19 protein-coding genes are annotated in these 18,577 nt (G+C 63.8%); 6 read left to right on the forward strand and 13 right to left on the reverse strand.

Translation table 11 applies throughout. The annotated features are described in order from the left end of the window. Positions 1–210: 210 nt before the first annotated feature. The 3 genes from BB28_RS13595 to BB28_RS13605 are packed head-to-tail and all read left to right on the forward strand — an operon-like array spanning position 211 to position 3,142. On the forward strand, positions 211–525 hold the full coding sequence (locus tag BB28_RS13595; protein WP_046253870.1) for a hypothetical protein: 315 nt from the start codon (positions 211–213) through the stop codon (positions 523–525). An 18-nt stretch (positions 526–543) separates the two neighbouring features. Then, positions 544–1,179, forward strand: coding sequence for a hypothetical protein (locus BB28_RS13600; RefSeq protein WP_046253871.1), 636 nt, complete (start codon positions 544–546; stop codon positions 1,177–1,179). 19 nt (positions 1,180–1,198) lie between these two features. Continuing rightward, positions 1,199–3,142, forward strand: coding sequence for a gamma-glutamyltransferase family protein (locus BB28_RS13605; RefSeq protein WP_109550683.1), 1,944 nt, complete (start codon positions 1,199–1,201; stop codon positions 3,140–3,142). Between the two features lie 9 nt (positions 3,143–3,151). Here the strand turns inward: BB28_RS13605 and eutC are convergent, their stop codons facing one another. The 10 genes from eutC to BB28_RS13655 all read right to left on the reverse strand — a co-directional run bounded on the left by eutC (position 3,152) and on the right by BB28_RS13655 (position 13,354). Continuing rightward, positions 3,152–3,925, reverse strand: a complete 774-nt coding sequence (gene eutC, locus BB28_RS13610) for an ethanolamine ammonia-lyase subunit EutC (protein WP_046253873.1) — start codon at positions 3,923–3,925, stop codon at positions 3,152–3,154. Next, on the reverse strand, positions 3,925–5,337 hold the full coding sequence (locus BB28_RS13615) for an ethanolamine ammonia-lyase subunit EutB (RefSeq protein WP_046253874.1): 1,413 nt from the start codon (positions 5,335–5,337) through the stop codon (positions 3,925–3,927). The genes eutC and BB28_RS13615 overlap by 1 nt, the downstream gene beginning before the upstream one ends. Then, a complete protein-coding gene (gene eat / locus BB28_RS13620) occupies positions 5,334–6,761 on the reverse strand; it encodes an ethanolamine permease (protein ID WP_046253875.1) in 1,428 nt (475 codons plus the stop codon). The genes BB28_RS13615 and eat overlap by 4 nt, the downstream gene beginning before the upstream one ends. 74 nt (positions 6,762–6,835) lie before the next feature. After that, positions 6,836–8,359 carry an aldehyde dehydrogenase gene (adh, locus tag BB28_RS13625; protein ID WP_046253876.1) on the reverse strand — a complete coding sequence of 508 codons (1,524 nt, stop codon included), beginning with the start codon at positions 8,357–8,359 and terminating at the stop codon, positions 6,836–6,838. 103 nt (positions 8,360–8,462) lie between these two features. Next, on the reverse strand, positions 8,463–9,740 hold the full coding sequence (locus tag BB28_RS13630) for a sigma-54-dependent transcriptional regulator family protein (RefSeq protein ID WP_046255819.1): 1,278 nt from the start codon (positions 9,738–9,740) through the stop codon (positions 8,463–8,465). 121 nt (positions 9,741–9,861) lie between these two features. Further along, positions 9,862–10,332, reverse strand: coding sequence for a PH domain-containing protein (locus BB28_RS13635; RefSeq protein WP_046253877.1), 471 nt, complete (start codon positions 10,330–10,332; stop codon positions 9,862–9,864). Next, positions 10,329–10,817, reverse strand: a complete 489-nt coding sequence (gene ribH / locus BB28_RS13640; RefSeq protein ID WP_030093515.1) for a 6,7-dimethyl-8-ribityllumazine synthase — start codon at positions 10,815–10,817, stop codon at positions 10,329–10,331. Before ribH ends, BB28_RS13635 begins: the two co-directional genes overlap by 4 nt. Then, complete coding sequence (locus BB28_RS13645; RefSeq protein ID WP_030093516.1) at positions 10,814–12,067, reverse strand: bifunctional 3,4-dihydroxy-2-butanone-4-phosphate synthase/GTP cyclohydrolase II; 1,254 nt, start codon at positions 12,065–12,067, stop codon at positions 10,814–10,816. The genes ribH and BB28_RS13645 overlap by 4 nt, the downstream gene beginning before the upstream one ends. A 95-nt stretch (positions 12,068–12,162) precedes the next feature. Then, the gene (locus BB28_RS13650; RefSeq protein ID WP_046253878.1) at positions 12,163–12,759 is read right to left on the reverse strand and encodes a riboflavin synthase; all 597 of its coding nucleotides are present in this window, start codon (positions 12,757–12,759) and stop codon (positions 12,163–12,165) included. A 28-nt stretch (positions 12,760–12,787) separates the two neighbouring features. Next, complete coding sequence (locus BB28_RS13655) at positions 12,788–13,354, reverse strand: hypothetical protein (RefSeq protein ID WP_046253879.1); 567 nt, start codon at positions 13,352–13,354, stop codon at positions 12,788–12,790. Positions 13,355–13,796: 442 nt separating this feature from the next. On the opposite strand from BB28_RS13655, the gene BB28_RS13660 reads away from it, so the two are divergent. The 3 genes from BB28_RS13660 to BB28_RS13670 all read left to right on the forward strand — a co-directional run bounded on the left by BB28_RS13660 (position 13,797) and on the right by BB28_RS13670 (position 16,003). After that, positions 13,797–14,474 (forward strand): MspA family porin, encoded by a 678-nt coding sequence (locus tag BB28_RS13660; protein ID WP_046253880.1) that lies wholly within the window; start codon positions 13,797–13,799, stop codon positions 14,472–14,474. A gap of 62 nt (positions 14,475–14,536) precedes the next feature. Continuing rightward, positions 14,537–15,226 carry an MspA family porin gene (locus BB28_RS13665; protein ID WP_046253881.1) on the forward strand — a complete coding sequence of 230 codons (690 nt, stop codon included), beginning with the start codon at positions 14,537–14,539 and terminating at the stop codon, positions 15,224–15,226. Between the two features lie 42 nt (positions 15,227–15,268). Then, positions 15,269–16,003 carry a hypothetical protein gene (locus BB28_RS13670; protein ID WP_046253882.1) on the forward strand — a complete coding sequence of 245 codons (735 nt, stop codon included), beginning with the start codon at positions 15,269–15,271 and terminating at the stop codon, positions 16,001–16,003. Here BB28_RS13670 and BB28_RS13675 read toward each other — a convergent pair whose 3' ends face one another. From BB28_RS13675 to BB28_RS13685, 3 genes are read right to left on the reverse strand one after another with little or no spacing between them, the layout of a single operon-like run. Beyond that, a complete protein-coding gene (locus BB28_RS13675) occupies positions 16,004–16,666 on the reverse strand; it encodes a methionine ABC transporter permease (protein WP_046253883.1) in 663 nt (220 codons plus the stop codon). Continuing rightward, positions 16,663–17,694, reverse strand: coding sequence for a methionine ABC transporter ATP-binding protein (locus tag BB28_RS13680; protein WP_046253884.1), 1,032 nt, complete (start codon positions 17,692–17,694; stop codon positions 16,663–16,665). Before BB28_RS13680 ends, BB28_RS13675 begins: the two co-directional genes overlap by 4 nt. Further along, positions 17,691–18,557 carry a MetQ/NlpA family ABC transporter substrate-binding protein gene (locus BB28_RS13685; RefSeq protein ID WP_046253885.1) on the reverse strand — a complete coding sequence of 289 codons (867 nt, stop codon included), beginning with the start codon at positions 18,555–18,557 and terminating at the stop codon, positions 17,691–17,693. Before BB28_RS13685 ends, BB28_RS13680 begins: the two co-directional genes overlap by 4 nt. Between the last annotated feature and the right edge of the window lie 20 nt (positions 18,558–18,577).

The following is an 18,577-nucleotide window of genomic DNA, read 5'->3' on the forward strand; positions in this document are numbered from 1 at the left end:
ATCGAGCTAACGTTGTTAACCCATTGATGGGTAGCTGTTTACTTGGTCAGGCTCAATCGTTGGATTGCTGTTCATGCGACAACCCGGCACATATCCGCACCCGACCAGGCTGGGCCCCGCACTTAACGCAGCTCAGAATCACGGGCTTCCAGACGCGGCGCGTGTGATCGGCTAGCCTGAAAAGAGAATCAACTACAAGGTGAGGGCTTTATGACGGTGCGTAGATTGCCTGGTGGATTCATACCCGTCCTGCTCGTAGCGGCTTCCAGCTTTTCTCTGGCGACGGCGATTCACGCGCACGCCCGACCGTCGAACGACGCCGATGCGGTGATCAACAGCCTGCAGGCCAGCGGCTATCGCGTCACCGTGACGAGAATCGGATCCGGTCATCCAGATAACTGCACCGTCCAATCCGTTAATCAGCAATCGCCGGTTTCCAACGTCGCCAGCGCGCGTGATATGCGCAACAGGCCGACATCAGTTCCAGTCTCCACCAAGGTCGCCCACGTCACGCTGGCGTGCTGACACAGAAGGACGAATTGAATGAAGTTCGGCATTAGTTCCCTGGCCACCGCATTGCTGACGATGAGCGGGATCGCCTTGTCACCCGCGATCGCCGCGGCCGATCCCGACACCCCGGCACCCGCACCGAATTCTGAAGCCGCCACCCGCACAGCGATACTTCCCGTCTTTGCGCAGGAGGGCATCAAGGTCAGGACCGGTAAACCCGGCGAGCTGCTGACAATCCACCTGCCCGACAGCGCTCCCCTCATGCCCGCCGAATGGGGCCCCGACGGAGAGGCGACCTATCGGTCTGCCGACACCGACTTCACGGTGACCCCCCTTGTCGACGGCGGCGAATACTTCACCATCGTGAAGAAGAATCCTTCCGACTCGTTCGATTACAACCTGCACCTCGCGCTTCCCGCGGGCACACACTGGGTGCGTCATGACACCACGCTGCTGATCGAATCCGATGCTGCCGGTCCGGATCAGCCGCCACTGCTGGTGGGGATGTTCGCATCCCCGGCAGTAACCAACAGCAAGGGCACCGCGATCCCGCTGACCGTCACGATCGATCCCGATGGCCAGTCGGTGCTGTCCGCCCGGAGTTCTGAACTCACCAACACGCCGGTCGAAATCGGTTTCTCCTACCACCCGGTGGATCTCACCCGGTAGCCGCTAACGTGATGGAACTGTGAGGATTCCACCACGACCGCTAGCCGTCCTCGCCCTCGCCGCACTCGTGACGGTGGGCTGCTCGACCGACCACGCAATGCGTCCGGGCGCCGGATCCGAGCCGTGCAGCATCGTCACCAATGGCGTTCCCGTCATGAACACCGCCACCGCGGGTCCCTCCGGGGAACGCGATATCTCCACCAACCCTGAGGTCGCGACCGGCTATCGCACGGGCATGACGGCCGTTCGCACTGCTAGCTTTGCCGTCGCGACGGCCAACCCGCTGGCCACCCAGGCGGCCTGTCGGATGCTACGCGACGGCGGCTCCGCGGCGGACGCATTGATCACCGCACAAGCCGTCCTCGGGCTCGTCGAGCCGCAATCCTCCGGGATCGGTGGCGGAGGTTTCCTCGTCTACTACGACGCCAAAACGGGTGCCGTCGAGGCATACGACGGCCGAGAGGTGGCTCCCGCGGCCGCGACCGAAAACTATCTGCGCTGGATCGATGATGCCAACAGAGCCAAGCCCATGCCCGATGCCCGATCATCGGGACGCTCCATCGGCGTTCCCGGCATCCTTCGTCTACTCCACGACGCCCATACCGCGCACGGCACCGTTTCATGGCGCGATTTGTTCACTCCGGCAGTTCAATTGGCCGACGAAGGTTTCGAGATCAGCCCGCGCCTCGCCGCCGCCATCAGCGACTCGGCGGCCGGTCTTGCCATCGACCCCGAGGCGGGCACGTACTTTCTCAACCCCGACGGATCAGCGAAGTCCGCGGGGACCAAGCTGACCAATCCTGCCTACGCGAAAAGCCTCGGCGCGGTGGCCACCGACGGACCTGACGCCTTCTACCGGGGTGCCATCGCCGAGGACATCGTCGCGGCGGCAGCAGACACCTCGTCCGGTCGCACCCCAAGCCTGATGACGACGGCCGATCTCTCCGGGTACACGGCCAAGCGCCGTGAACCCCTCTGCACCACATACCGCGATCACGAAATCTGCGGCATGCCAGCGCCATCCTCGGGTGGAATCGCTGTCGCCGCCACCCTGGGCATCCTGCAGAACTTTCCGATGGCCTCCTACCGCCCCACCGACGCCGACCTGGACGGCGGCAGACCGACGGTAGACGGAGTGCACTACATCGCGGAGGCCGAGCGGCTGGCCTACGCCGATCGCGACAAGTACGTCGCCGACACCGATTTCGTGGCACTGCCGGGTAATTCGCCCAACACCCTGCTCAACCCGGCCTACCTCACCGCACGTGCCAGGCTGATCTCCGGCGAGAAGACGATGGGCACCGCCAGGCCCGGCGAATTCAACGTTCCCGCCTCTGCCGCGGTGTCCACTCCCGAACACGGCACCAGCCAGGTGACCGTCGTCGATAGGCAAGGCAACGCCGCATCACTCACCACCACAGTGGAATCCGCATTCGGCTCCTTCCACATGGTCGACGGCTTCATCCTCAATAACCAGCTCACCGACTTCTCCGCCGAGCCCGTGGGCAAGGACGGGCTTCCCATTGCCAACCGGCTACAGCCGGGAAAGCGGCCGCGCAGCTCCATGGCCCCCACCCTGGTCTTCGAACGCGCGGAGTCCGGCAAGCGTGGCGCCCTGCTGCTGGCGCTGGGTTCTCCGGGCGGTGCGGTGATCATCCAATTCGTGGTGAAAACCCTTGTCGGCATTTTGGATTGGGGGCTCGACCCGCAACAGGCGGTTTCCATGGTGGACTTCGGCGCCAATAACTCACGTAAGACAAATGTCGGTGGAGAACACCCCAACATCGACGCGCACAACAACGGCTCCGATGATCCACTGGTCCAAGGGCTGCGCAGTCGCGGACACACTGTCGACATCGCCGATCAGTCCAGTGGGCTGTCGGCGCTGGTGCGACGAGGCCAGGGATGGATCGGCGGTGCGGATCCACGCCGCGAGGGCCTCGTCATGGGTGACACGGGGTAAGCACCCAGATCAGCGCAACTCGCTCTGTCCGGCCCCGTCAATCGCGCCGGCACGCGAAGTGTCCTTGAGTGACACGCCGGAACGGCCCAACCGGCGCGCACCACCGACCAGACTCGCCGCGATGTGCGCGGCCTCCCGGTAGCTGAGCCCGTCCGGCGGGTGGATGTTGGAAATGCAATTGCGGTCAGCATCGGTACAACCCGGACGCGGCAAATGCGTGAGATAGATGCCGAGACTGTCGACAACGCTGAGGCCGGGCCGCTCGCCGATGATGACAATCAGCGTTCGGTACCGCCCCTGCGCGGCGATGTGATCGCCGAGCGCCACCCGGGCCTGCGTAGCGATCACGGGCGCGGCCAAGCTGTAGGAAACTCCGAGCTGAAGGACGAGCTCGCACAGCAGCGGGACGCCGTGGCGCATGAGGGCCGTGGGCGACAGTCCATCGGCAAGCACGAATCCGATATCGGCCCCTTCCCGCGGCACCGACGATAAGTCCGCCGGCAACCGCCCGAGGTCGGGTCTGCGTAAATACTCTGCGCGCGAACTCACTTGGCTGGTGACCACCGTGGGTGTCCCCAATCCGATACCACCGACTTCGGCGGTGAGACGCTCGGTGTCCAGGGGCACGTGGACCGCATCACGGGCGGCCGCGTGTGCGGCAGCCAAGTCCAACACATCCCGCGTGTGCAGCGCATTGCCCGCCCGGTCCAGACCGATCCGGGCCTGGGTGTTCACCCGCAGCTCTTTCCAAAACTTTTGGCGGGCCACATCACCTGTCGTCATCAGGCACCCGATGCCGTCAGCGCACGCAGCGGCGAGCTCGTCACGTCAAAGGGGGTGAGAGCGCCGGCTTCGTCGATCATTCCGATGGCACGCAGCCATTGTTCGAACTCGGGTGCCGGACGCAAGCCCAACGTCCGGCGCGCCTGCAGGACATCATGAAACGACAGACTCTGGTAGCCGAGCATGACATCGTCGGCGCCGGGAACAGTGATGACGAATGCCACCCCGGCAGCGGCAAGCAGGATCAGCAGTGTGTCCATGTCATTCTGGTCGGCCTCTGCGTGGTTGGTGTAGCAGACGTCGACACCCATCGGCAGACCAAGCAGCTTGCCGCAGAAGTGATCCTCCAATCCGGCGCGGATTATCTGCTTACCGTCGTAGAGGTATTCCGGCCCGATGAATCCGACGACGGTGTTGACCAAGAACGGTTGCAGATCGCGGGCCACCGCGTAGGCACGCGTCTCGAGGGTCTGCTGATCGACAGGTTTACCGCCGGTGCCCAGGTGGGCGTGGGAGCTCAACGCCGAACCCTGCCCGGTTTCGAGATACATGACGTTGTCACCGACGGTCCCGCGCCGCAGCGCCCGGGTCGCATCGCGGCCTTCACGCAGCAGCGCAATATTCACTCCGAAAGCAGAATTGGCGCCCTCGGTCCCGGCGATCGATTGGAACGTCAGATCAACCGGCGCGCCCCGCTCGATCAATCCGATGGTGGTGGTGATGTGCGACAGGACGCATGACTGGGTCGGAATGTCGTAGCGCGATCTGATGGAGTCCAGCAGATGAAGCAGATCCGAGGTGGCTTCCGGCGAATCGGTCGCCGGGTTGATACCGATCACCGCGTCACCGCACCCCAGAAGCAGCCCATCGAGCACGGCCGCGGCGACACCCCGGGGATCATCGGTGGGGTGATTCGGCTGCAGCCGGGTGGCCAGCGTCCCCACTCCACCGACCGTGGTGCGGAAGGCCGCACTCACCCGCATCGCCGCCCCGACCGCCACCAGGTCTTGATTGCGCATGATCTTGCTGACTGCCGCCGCCATCTCCGGGGTTACCCCGGCAGACACGGCAGCGATGCGCTGAGCGCCGTCGTCGCGGGAGGCACTCTGCAGCAACCAATCCCGAAAGCCGCCGACCGTCAGATGCGCGATGCCCGAGTAGGCGCCACGATCGTGACTGTCAATGATCAGCCGGGTAACCTCGTCGGTTTCGTAGGGCACCACCGCTTCGTTGAGAAATGTGTCGAGCGGCAGGTCCGCGAGAACCCATGCGGCGGCTGCCCGTTCGGCATCAGAATCCGCCGCGCAGCCGGCCAGTTGGTCACCCGATCGCAGTGGGGTCGCCTTGGCCATCACGTCCACCAGCCCGTCGAACGCGTAGCTGACCCCCGCGACCTGTTGCCGGTATTTCACGTGAGCTCGCTTTCAGCCTCCGCCAGCATCGCGAACTCCTCGTCGGGCGAATTCGCCACCAGACGGTGGCGGCTGTACAGCGCGAAATAGACCATGAATGCCGCGAACACCGCCAGGCACAAGCCCGCAGCCACCGGGTTGACCAGGAAGGTCGCGATGACCGCCAGCACCGCGATGGCCAAAGCAAAGCCGGTGGTGGCCACACCACCCGGGGTACGGTACGGCCGCGGCATGGCGGGCTCGCGCACGCGAAGCACGATGTGGCTGACCATCATCAGCACATAGCTCAGGGCCGCACCGAAGACCGCCATGTTGAGAAGCAGGTCGCCATGCCCCGTCAACGACAGTGCGAACCCGATAAGTCCGGGGACGATCAGCGCCAACGTGGGCGCCTTCCGCGAATTGGTCACCGACAGCACCGTCGGGAGATAGCCCGCGCGGGAGAGCGCGAACAGCTGCCGTGAGTATGCGTAGATAATCGAGAAGAAACTGGCGATGAGTCCGGCCAAGCCGATGTAGTTGACCAGCTTGGCGGCAGTGCCATGACCGAGCGCCTCGACCAGCGGATTGCCCGAATCCGACATCTGTTCCGCGCCACCGGCGCCCGTGGTCAGCACCAGTGCGATCGTACAGGTCACCAACAGCACGCCAATCGCCGCGATAATCCCCCTCGGCACATTGCGTTCCGGATTGGCCGTCTCCTCCGCTGCCAGCGGAACACCCTCGACAGCCAGAAAGAACCAGATCGCGAACGGGATGGCCGCCCAAATGCCCAGGTATCCGTGTGGCAGGAAGCTGGAGGACCCGGCCGCACCCGCATCTACCGCGATGTTGGTGAGATTGTGAACGTCGAACTGGCCGGCCGCGGCAACCGCGAAGATCAGCAGGCCCACCAAGGCGATCGCGGTGATCACGAACATCACCTTGAGCGCCTCGCCAACCCCGGACAGGTGGATCCCGATGAACAACGCATAAGCGGCCAGATAGACCCACCATCCGTTGGTGATGCCGAACAGACCCAGCGATTGGACATACGCGCCGATGAAAGTGGCGATGGCGGCCGGAGCGATCGAGTACTCGATGAGAATCGCTGTACCCGTGGCAAATCCGCCCCATGGGCCGAGCGCGCGGCGCGCGAAGGTGTAACCGCCGCCCGCCGTCGGCAGCGCCGAGGAAAGTTCGGCCATCCCCAGCACCAGTGCCAGGTACATACCGGCGATCACCACCGTGGCGATGGCCAACCCCCCGAAACCACCTTGGCCGAGGCCGAAGTTCCAGCCCGAATAATCGCCGGACACCACGTAACTCACGCCAAGGCCGGCCAGCAGCAGCCACCCCGCGCTCCCCGATTTGAGTTGGCGCTTGCGCAGATAGTCCGCGCTTTCCAGATGCTCCTCGACGAGGCCGTGCTTGGTGGTCGCCATATCGTTTCCTTGCTCTCCACAGATCAATTCAGTTGAATGACTTCGCTTTCGGGTGATGTCGCCGGTGGCGTTGCTCAGAAGAAGCCCTGGGCCTTGGAGCTGTAGGACACCAACAGGTTCTTGGTCTGTTGGTAGTGATCCAGCATCATCTTGTGGTTCTCGCGGCCGATACCCGACCGTTTGTAGCCGCCGAAGGCGGCATGCGCGGGATACTGGTGGTAGCAGTTGGTCCACACCCGGCCGGCCTTGATGTCACGCCCGGCGCGATAGGCGATGTTGCCGTTGCGACTCCACACTCCGGCACCCAGCCCGTACGGAGTGTCGTTCGCGATGGCGATGGCGTCGTCGTAGTCCGCGAAGGAGGTCACGGCCAGCACCGGCCCGAAGATCTCCTCCTGGAAGATCCGCATCGAGTTCGTGCCGGCGAAGACCGTGGGTGTCACGTAGTAACCGCCCGACAGATCGCCGCCGAGGTCGGCCCGGTCACCGCCGGTAACCAACCGTGCCCCTTCGGATTTGCCGATGTCGATGTACGACATGATCTTTTCCAGCTGCTCGTGGGAGGCCTGTGCCCCCATCATCGTCTCGGTGTCCAGCGGGTCACCCTGGCGGATGGCCTTGGTGCGAATGGCGGCCAGTTCCAGGAACTCATCGAAGATGTCGGCCTGTATCAGGCTCCGCGACGGGCAGGTGCACACCTCACCCTGGTTGAACGCGAACATCGTGAACCCTTCCAGGGCCTTGTCCTGGAAGTCGTCACCGGCGACCATCACGTCGGAGAAGAAGAGGTTGGGACTCTTGCCGCCGAGCTCCAGCGTGACCGGGATCAGGTTCTGGCTGGCGTACTGCATGATCAGTCGGCCGGTGCTGGTTTCGCCGGTGAACGCGATCTTGGCGATCCGGCTGCTGGATGCCAGTGGCTTGCCCGCCTCCACCCCGAACCCGTTGACGATGTTCACCACACCGGGAGGCAGAAGATCACCGATAAGAGAGAACAGGTACAGGATCGACGCGGGGGTTTGTTCGGCAGGCTTGAGTACCACCGTGTTGCCCGCGGCGATGGCCGGGGCGAGTTTCCAACTCGCCATCAGCAGCGGGAAGTTCCACGGGATGATCTGCCCGACCACGCCGAGAGGCTCGTGAAAGTGGTAGGCGACCGTGTCCTCGTCGATCTGCGAGAGTGAACCCTCTTGCGCCCGAAGGACACCGGCGAAGTACCGGAAATGATCGATGGCCAACGGGATATCTGCGTTCAGGGTCTCCCGGATGGGCTTGCCGTTGTCCCACGACTCGGCAACGGCGATGGACTCCAGGTTGGATTCCATCCGGTCGGCAATCCTGTTGAGGATGAGCGCCCGATCCGCAGGCGAGGTCTTGCCCCAGCCGGGGGCCGCGGCGTGTGCGGCATCGAGAGCGTTCTCCACATCGGCCTCGCCGGAACGCGGTATCTCGCAGAACACCTCCCCGGTCACCGGCGTGCGATTCTCGAAGTATCGGCCCTCGGCCGGGGGAACCCATTGCCCACCAATGAAATTTTCGTAGCGGGATGCGAAAGTCATCAGCGATCCCGGCGCACCCGGGCGGGCGTAAACAGTCACGGCGTTCTCCTACCTTCAAGACATCACATGTGTCGGTGATCACTGAAGGTAGGTTTTGGCCCGTTGCAGCACGGTTGCAACTTTCGGCCAACAGGGGCGGTGCTCAGGCGAGATCGGAGTCCAGCGCAATGAGATGGCCGCGCGCCGCGGAGCGGCCGACAGCGCCCGCACCATGATGATCGTGCAACGCCTGCCATCCCTGGCGGTCATCGCGAGCCTCCGGCAGGTCGAGCCAACGGCGCAGCAGCTGCAGATCACCGTCGGCAAGTACGGCGCCGCGAAGGCTGGTGCTCAGCTCCAGGCGCAGCCGCGCAACGGCCGGCGCTGCCGAGCGGGGCAACAGCTGGCCCGAGTAGTGGTCCATCGCCCTGGCTACATCACCGGATCGAAGCGCGGCGAAGACATCACCCATATCGCTTTCCACATGTTCGAGCAGCCGGTAGGGGCGGGACCCGATCAACTCATCACCGACGATGCGCCGCAATCGGGACATCTCGGCGCGGATAGTGACGACGTCGAGATCATTTTCGTCGAGCAGTATCGCCAGATGGTCGGCGCTCAGACCCTCCGGGTGGCGCAGCAATAGCGCCATGATCTCGGCATGACGACCGGACAGCCGGTGCTGTCCTCCGTCGGTATGCAAAATCGGGCGGTCCGCGCCGAGCAGTGTCAGACGCGGTTCGACACCACTTTCCGACTGGCCGCGCTGCGGGTAGTTCAGGGCGATGAAATGCTCGACGGCGACTGCCGTCGCACGCACCAAGGCCAGAGTCTGGGCCGATGCAACGGCCGAACCGCCGGTGAGATCGATGCTTCCCAGGGGCTCGCCGGTCAGCGGGTCGTGTATCGGCACCGCGGTGCACGACCATGGCCGGACCAACCTGCAGAAATGTTCGCTGCCACGGATCTGCACCTCCCGATCCAGGGCAAGGGCGGTACCCGGGGCGTTCGTGCCCACGGCCCGCTCGCTCCAGTCGGCACCGGGCACAAAGTTCATCGACGCCGCCTTGCGGCTCGCACCGGCGTCGCCCTCGACCCACAGCAGTGCGCCGTCAGCAGCGGTCACTCCGACAAGTACGCCCGAGTCCGTGGCGTGGTCCACGAGCAGGCGACGGATGACGGGCAGCGCGCCAGCCAGCGGATGACTGCTGCGTAGCTCGGTCAGGCTCCGCGCGGCGGCCGCCTCGCCGGGACCACGGTCGGGATCGACGCCGGTCGCCAAACTCCGCTGCCAGCTTTCGGTGACGAGGCGCGGCAGCGGTATTGATTCCAGATACGAACCGTCTACCTGGCCCGCCACAAACAGGTCGTGGGCGTTACGTACGGACGCCAGCGACGCCCGAACACCCCCGCGGCGCGCGGTAGTTCTCGTAGTCGCCACGTTCTCCAAGCTCTCTGCCCTGGCCATATTCGCAGGCACGGTCGATATTGACACGATACGTGGACATCGCCGCCAGAACCGGAAACTGAGTGAGATGGCCGGCCGGCCCGCTCATGACTGGCTAGGCCGTTGACGGCTCCGTGTACTTGACCACCAGCCCGCGCAGTGCGTCCATCGCGTCGACGGCGCGCTGTTTGTCGATGGCCTGAATCGCCATCAACGGCTCGTATTCATAGTCGTCCAGGTCCAGCCGTGCCCACTGCGCACCGGCGGGAAATGAGACTCCGACTACCTCGGACCACGGGATGAGTTTGGGACCCAGCACATTACGTACCTCGATACCCACCACACCGGCACGTACCCGCGGGCGCGCGAACATGAGGACCACACCCGCGATGACAAAGCCCACCAACGCGATACCGATCTGGTCGGAGGTCTTGAAGATCACCCCGCTATTGGGCGAGATCTTGAGCAGCACCCCCACCGCGACATGTGCGGCCGCGATGATGAAGGCAGCGGCGTACACGAAGTACGGAGATAGATGCGGTTTGAGGACGAGTTCCCACGCGCCGTCCCGTGGCGATTCGGTCACGCCTCAGTCCACGGCTGACGGAGCCGACGCAGTGTCAGCGCAGTGTCGAGCGCGGCCGCCGCCGCCTGGGCACCCTTGTCTTCGGAGGACTCCGGTAGACCGGCACGGTCGAGGGCCTGCTGCTCGTTGTTCACGGTCAGCACCCCGTTGGCCACCGGTGTGCTGGTATCCAGGGATACACGGGTCAGCCCGGTGGTCACCGCATCGCACACGTAGTTGAAATGCGGTGTCTCGCCCTGAATTACGACCCCGAGCGCAACGACGGCGTCATGGGTACGGGCCAGCGCCTGCGCCACGACGGGAATCTCGATGGCACCCAGAACCCGGACCACGGTCGGACGATCGATCCCCGCGTCGGCTGCAACCCGCTTGGCACCTTCCAGCAGCGCCGTGCAGATCTGGTCATGCCAGGTGCTGGCCACTATCGCCAAGCTGAGACTCGATGCGTCACCGACCTTCAGTGACGGGATGCCCTCGCCGCTCACGCGCCGTCGGCCTCAGGGTGATCGTCAAGATCAGCCAGGTCATGCCCCATCCGGTCCCGCTTGGTGCGCAGGTATCGAATGTTCTCCGAGTTGGCGCGCACCGGCAGGGGCACCCGTTCGATGATGTGCAGGCCGTACCCGTCCAACCCCACGCGCTTGGCGGGATTGTTGGTCAGCAGCCGCATGGACTTCACCCCGAGGTCTACCAAAATCTGCGCGCCCAAACCGTAGTCACGCGCGTCGGCAGGCAAACCGAGCTTGAGGTTCGCATCCACGGTGTCCTCGCCGGCGTCCTGCAATTGGTAGGCCTGCAGCTTGTGCATCAAGCCGATACCGCGCCCCTCATGGCCGCGCATGTAGAGCACGATGCCCCGCCCCTCCTTGGCCACCATCTCCATTGCCGCGTCCAGCTGCGGACCGCAATCACAACGGCGAGAACCGAATACGTCGCCGGTCAAACACTCAGAGTGCACCCGCACCAACACATCATTGCCGTCGCCTTCGGGCCCGGAAATATCGCCCAGCACCAGTGCCACATGCTCGACGTCGTCGTAAATGCTCGTGTAGCCCACCGCGCGGAACTCTCCGTGCTGAGTGGGAATCCGCGCCTCCGCGATCCGCTCCACATGCTTCTCGTGCTTGCGCCGCCACTCGATCAGGTCCGCGATCGATACCAGGGCAAGGTTGTGTTCGTCGGCGAAGACCCGCAGTTCCTCGGTTTGGGCCATCGCGCCCTCGTCTTTTTGGCTGACGATCTCGCAGATCACCGCGGCGGGCCGTAGCCCCGCCAGCTTCGCCAGATCCACCGAGGCCTCGGTGTGGCCCGGACGCCGCAGCACCCCACCATCCTTGGCGCGCAACGGAACAACGTGACCCGGCTTGGTGAAGTCATCGGGCGCGCTCGTCGCATCGGCCAGCAGCCTCATCGTGGCCGCGCGATCGGACGCCGAAATCCCGGTCCCGATACCATTTTTCGCATCGACGGTGACCGTGTATGCGGTGCCGTGCTTGTCCTGATTCACCGCGTATTGAGGTAACAGTCCGAGGCGATCACAGTCTTCTCCGGCCAGCGGCACGCAGAGGTAGCCCGACGTGTATCGCACCATGAACGCCACCAACTCCGGGGTGGCCTTTTCCGCGGCGAAAATCAGATCGCCTTCGTTCTCCCGATCCTCATCGTCGACGACGACGATGGCCTTACCGGCGGCGATATCGGCGACAGCGCGTTCGATGCTGTCCAACCTGGTCATGGGGACCACTCTCGTTAGGGGCGTGTGGGCATGTTAATTATGAACCACCGCGAATCGAACGATTCGAGCGCTGTTCACTCAGCGGAACCGGGGAGCTAGGAACGGTGCTCGAGCAGGCGTTCCACGTATTTGGCGATGACATCCACTTCGAGGTTCACCGGCGTCCCCACCTCGGCAGATCCGAGCGTCGTCAAACCCAATGTGGTGGGAATCAGGGACACCTCGAACCAATCCGGCCCCAGCGCCGACACCGTCAGTGAGACCCCGTCCACGGTGATCGAGCCCTTTTCGACGACGTATCTGGCCACCTGCGCGGGCAGTGAGACGCGCACCACTTCCCAGTTCTCCGACGGAGTGCGGGCGAGCACGTTCCCGGTGCCGTCGACATGCCCCTGAACAATGTGCCCGCCGAGCCGGCTGTTGACCGCGGCCGCGCGCTCAAGATTGACCTTCGTGCCGGTTCCGATCTTGTCCAGACTCGAGCGCGACAGCGTTTCCCCCATGACGTCGGTGGTGAAGACCCCTCCGGGGCGCACCTCGACCACCGTCAGGCAGACGCCGTTAACAGCTATCGAATCGCCGTGTTTCGCGTCTTCGACAACCAGCGGGCCGAGCACAGTGAGGCGGGCAGAGTCGCCGAGATCCTCCCTGCCCAGGACCTCGCCAAGCTCTTCAACGATTCCAGTGAACATGGAACCAGACTAGGACGAACGCGCCGGGCTAAGCGTGCGTCCCCGCCAGTGCGCAGGCCATCTGAACGTTGTGCGCGTCGGTGTTCAGGTCGTTGGCCTTCCCATTGACACCATCGACCGGTGCCCGGACGCCCATGAGGATCATGAGCTTGTTGGCGTTCGTCGCCCACGAACGCATCGGATCGGCGATCGCCGGGTCAAGCTCCGGGGTATTTGCCGCCTCATTGGCGAAAGATGCAGCCTCACGGAGCGCGGCTCGTCCCGTGCCATTGCTGGACGAGACATACGTGTCGCTGTAGTTGCCCTCCATACCGGCCAGGTTGTCGGCAAAATCGGAGTAGTTGGTGGCCGCGTAATCGAGTGCCGTCGCGAATTTGGCGCACGCCTCGATGGCCGCCGGAGTGGCGCTATCGGAGGTAGGTGCCGGCGCGGACGCGATGGCGGGCCCGGGCGCTACAACAGTCTGCTGAGCGGGTTGTTCCGAAGGATCCGGCTGATCGGGCTCCGCATACGCCGACGGGACAACCGCCAGCCCCATACCGATCGCAACCAGCGTGGGCACGAGCGCCTTGCGACACAGATGTAGTGACCTCATCGATTCCTCTCCAGATTCTCTGGTGCCGTGACCGTACCGGGAATTCCATAAGACGTCGCGTTAGGGCGGCACCGATATTCGATGGTGAGTTGCGGAATTGTCACAAGTGTGAACGAAAGTTGAACAACCGTTATACGGCGCGAAATTCGACTGGCCGTTGAAAAGTGTGCTGGGTACCCCTACGGGGTAGTCCCAAACGATCGCCGTGAACCGGTAACGACACCAGTGGTTTTCGTCACAATCGCCGAGGCAGAAGGCTTTTCGCGTTTCAAATCATCGCGGTTGGAACGGTGTGTACCGACGTACGAAATGGATAGACATTGGGCGATAACTGTTGTCCGTCCATTAACCGTTTAGCAATCCGGCACCCTGAACATTCGTCGGGACAGCTTCCTCACAGAAGTCATGGACATCACCACACAATGAGAGGCGCCACCGCACCATGCTGAAAAGTCTTGTCACTCTGACTGCTGTATGCGCGCTCGCCGCGACGGCGCCCCTCGCCCTGGCCGAACCTGGTGATGATCCGGCGCCCGTGCAGCCGGTGGCCGATGCGCCACCTCCCCCGCCCGTCGACGATGGCTTCTTGCAGTCGGCAGAGCCGGGCACCCTATCCACCCCAGACGGCTGGATCCTGGCCGTCGCCGCCAAGGATGAAACCATCCTGCCAGTGGCGCCCCTCACGACGGCGCTGTCCTCCCGCGAGTATCTGGTGGGCGGCACGTTCATCGGTGGTGTCAAGGGCTCCGGCAAGACCAAGCTGGCCGGTGGAACGTTGGAGGCCGGCTACCAGATCGGCTGCGGTATCACCGGTGGCCCCGTGGAGCTGATGGGTGGTGTCAGCCTCCAGCCCTCCATCAGCATGGCGGGTGTCCCTTCCGCCAGCGCCGGTGTGGTCGGCCAGATCAAGGTCGGCCTGAGGCCCGGCACGGTGACTATCGTCCCTGTCAACAAGAAGTCCTTCGAGGGCACCACCTCACGCACCACTATCACCGGCTTCCGCATCAAGATCGACGGCTGCGTCGGACAGTCCTTCATCCGCTCGTATGCAACCTTCACCAGCTCGACCGAAAACACCGATGACGTGGTCACCTACATGGGTGTCACCAAGGCCGTCTGACGTTGATGACCGAAACTCACTCAGCCGTCCCACCACAAAAGACCACGAGAGGCCCCATTCCCATGCTCAAGAGTCTCGTCACCCTGACTGCCGTGTGCGCGCTCGCGGCGTCGGCTCCGTTCGCTTTGGCGGACCCCACTGATGACCCACCACCCGTACAGCCCGTCGCTGACGCCCCACCGCCACCCGCCGACGGTCCGCCGCCGGACAACGGTGTCGTCGGCTCCGAAGATCCGGGCATCGTCAAGACCCCTGACGGCTGGACCCTGACGGTCGGCGCCAAGGATGAGACCCAGCTGCCTATTCCACCGCTGACTACCGCCACCTCATCGCGCGAATACCTCGCCGGTGGCACGTTCACCGGCTCGGCAAAGGGCGGCGGCAGCACCAAGCTGTCCGGCGGCACGCTGGAAGCCGGCTACCAGATCGGCTGCGGCATCAGCCTGAACACCGTCAAGCTGAATGGCTCCATCGGTCTGAACGTCGGTCTGACTACCGGCGGCATCGGCAGCCTCGGCTTGCCCATTCAGGGCCAGATCGAGGTGCACCCCCAGCCCGGTGAGGTCATCAACGTCTCGGTCGACAAGAAGAAGTACAAGGGCAGCGAAGTACGCATCACCCTCAAGGACGTGCACATCAAGATCGACGGTTGCATCGGCCAGTCGTTCCTGCGTTCGTATGCCGTGCTGACCAGCTCGTCCAAGGACAACGACGATATCGTCGCCTACTACGGCGTCACGAAGACCGTCTAGTTCAGACCGTCCGATCAAGTCCAGCGCACAGGAGACGCAGCCATGAGAAACCCCGATCGTCCGTCCATCGTGAAGATCGGGGTGGCTGCGGCTCTTGCCGCTAGTGCACTGCTCTCCTCCGCGGCAACCGCTGGCGCCGATCCCGGGGAACCGGAGCCGGCCCCGGCGCCCGCCCCCGCGGCACCTCCCGGCCCTCCGGAGCCGCCACCGCCGTCGCAGATCGGTAATCCGCTCGCCCTCTCCGGCACCGAACAGGGCCCCGGTGGCATACCCACCAACCTGGCGATCGTGGGCAATCCCAATCTGATCGGCCAGAATCCGGCACCGGCAGCACCAGCGGCACCGGGTGTCGAGACTCCCGTTGTCACCCCGAACACCAGGGCGCTGAACAACCAGTACCTGTTGCCGCAGAACCTGAAGCCCGCCGAGCCCGGCAAGGGCGAGATCTACGGGGTCAACCCCGGAGAAGAGAACGCCGATATCTCCGGCGGTGACTACCTGGGCAGGCTCGTTCGGGGCGTTCAGGACGGTCAGTGGCGAGGCGGCATCGTGGGCCGCGGAACCAAGGAATCACTCAACCAGCCGCTGCCCGGCACCGCCCCGCCTCCCGGAACGCGCATTCCCGGATTGGGCGACGACTCGCAGGCGCCCGCCCCCGAACAGTGGCACTGGACCCCACCCGAGGCGCCCGAGGGCGCTGCTCCTGCGCCGGGGGCGCCGCCCGCACCGGGTGCACCGCCCGCACCTGCGCCCGCCGTGCCGACACCTCCCGCGTAACTATCGCCGAAGCGCCTTGCGCGCCAGATAGTTTCCAAAGAACTGCGCCGCCTGGACCAGCGCGATGATGATGACGGTCGACACGATCGTCACCTGCCAGTTGAAACGCTGATATCCCTGCACGATCGCGAAGTCGCCCAAACCGCCACCGCCCACCAATCCTGCCATCGCGGACATGTCCACAATCCCGATGAGCACAAAGGTGTAGCCGAGAATCAACGGTCCGAGCGCTTCCGTCACCAACAGCGTCACGATGATCCGCAGCGGCCCGGCACCAACGGCACGCGCCGCCTCGATGACCCCGGGCTCGATGGTCACCAGGTTCTGTTCGACGATGCGCGCAATCGCGAAGGACGCCGCGACGATCATCACGAACACCACCGCCGTGGTGCCGATGGTTGTCCCCACCACCCCAAGTGTGATCGGTCCGAGTGCGGCAATCAGCACCACGAACGGTATGGGCCGGACGATGTTCACCACTACGTTGAGCAGCGTATGCAACACCCGGTTCTGCAGCAGCCCACCGGATCTGGTGGTGTACAGCAGCACTCCCAAGCCCAGACCGATCACGCCGCCCACTACGAGGGTGATCGACACCATGTACAGGGTGTCGCCAAAGGCCTCGAACAATTGCGGGCGCAACCGCTCCCAATTCGTCGTCATCGCCTCACCTGCTGGATGGTCGTTACCGAGGACAAGTCCGAAATAACCTGTGCCACTTGACTATCAGGACCCTCAAGATCGAGCGTGAGGTTTCCGAAGGAGCGCGACTGAAGAGTAGTGATACCTCCGTAGACCACCTCGAAACGCACCCCAAGCTCGGTGGCACGCGCCAGCGCCGGTCCTATCTGGACGCCCTCGCTGATCTCCACCGAGACGATGCTTCCCTTATGCCGCTGAGCTATTCGTGCGACATCTGCGGCACTCGGCGTGTTCTGCAGAACCGTGCCGACAAAGCGTTTACCCGCCTCACTCTGCGGCGCCGAGAAAACATCGAAGACTGTCCCGGACTCGACGACCCTGCCATCGGCGAGCACCGCGACACGATCGGCGACCGTACGCACCACGTCCATCTCATGAGTGATCACCACGATGGTGACTCCGAACTCGTCGTTCACCGTGCGCAGCAGTTGCAGCACATCGCCGGTGGTCTCGGGATCCAAAGCGCTGGTGGCCTCGTCGGCCAACAGGATCGATGGCGATGTCGCGAGTGCACGCGCAATCCCGACACGTTGTTTCTGCCCACCGGAAAGCTGATCCGGATAGCTCTTGGCCTTCTCACCCAAGCCGACAAACTCCAGCAGCTCGGCGACTCGCGCGGCGCGCTTCTCGGCCGTCCACCCGGCCACCCGCAGCGGGTAGGCGATGTTTCCCGCCACGGTCCGGGACCGAAAGAGATTGAACTGCTGAAAGATCATGCCCACATCGGTACGCAGACTGCGCAATTCGCGCTCCCCGAGGGCACTCACCTCGGCTCCGTCCACCACCACGCGACCAGAGCTGGGTCGCTCCAGTCCGTTGATGAGACGTACCAGGGTGCTCTTCCCCGCCCCCGAGTAACCGATCATGGCGAACACGTCGCCCGCGTCGATGTCGAGCGATACATCATCGACGGCGGTGACGGTCTTCTTGCCCACCCGAAACGTCTTGCTGACGTTCTCGAACCGGATGAGCGGCGCCGCTCCCGTCATTTCTCGGCGCGGATCTGCTGCTCGATCCTCGCCAGAATGGACGCGCAGTCCTGGCCACTCTTTGTCACGGTCAATTGAGTTCCCTTGCTCTCCTTGGCGTATGCCTCGGTGACGGCCGGGGAATGGAAGACATCGACGAGTTTCTGATAGGTCGGATTGTCCTTCTCCTCATCGCGCGCAACGATGACGTTGATGTACGGCTCGGCGCCCGGACTGGCCGGGTCATCGGCGTAGAGCGCGCTCTTGGGGTCGATATTCGACTGCGCCAGATAGGTGTTGTTGATGACGGCGCCGTCGGTCGACTTGAGAGACAACGCGGTCTGCGCCGCGTCCACCAGCGTCACGGTGACCCTGGAGGCACCCCTGTCTATATCGGCCACACTCGGTGTCGTCCGACCACCCTTGAGCGCGATGAGCCCGGCCGCCTTCAACACGAACAGCGCGCGCGCCTGGTTGGGCGGGTCGTTGGGAATCGCGATCTGTCCGCCTTGTGGAATGTCCGCAATCAGCTTGTGCTTCTGCGAATAGAGTCCGAGCGGCACGATATAGGTGGCACCGACCGGCGCAAGATTCGCGTTATCGGCAACGTTGTATTCACCCAGGAAACGAAGGTGCTGGAATAGATTCACATCGATCTGTTTTTGAGTGAGTGCCACATTGGGCTGGCTGTAGTCGGTGAAGTTGGTGGTGACGAGTTTGATTCCCGCCTTCCCTGCTTCCTCGACAAAGACGTCCCACGAGTCTTTACCCGCCTCTGTGGTGCCGATACGCACGATGTTTCCCCCACGATCGTCGCTCGCGGAGCACCCTACAGTCCCCATGGCTATCGCGACGGCTGCGAGAGCAATGGCAATGCGCTTCATGTCTACCTTCCAAAATTCAG

It is taken from the genome of Mycobacteroides chelonae CCUG 47445 (genome assembly GCF_001632805.1).
Taxonomy (GTDB): domain Bacteria; phylum Actinomycetota; class Actinomycetes; order Mycobacteriales; family Mycobacteriaceae; genus Mycobacterium; species Mycobacterium chelonae.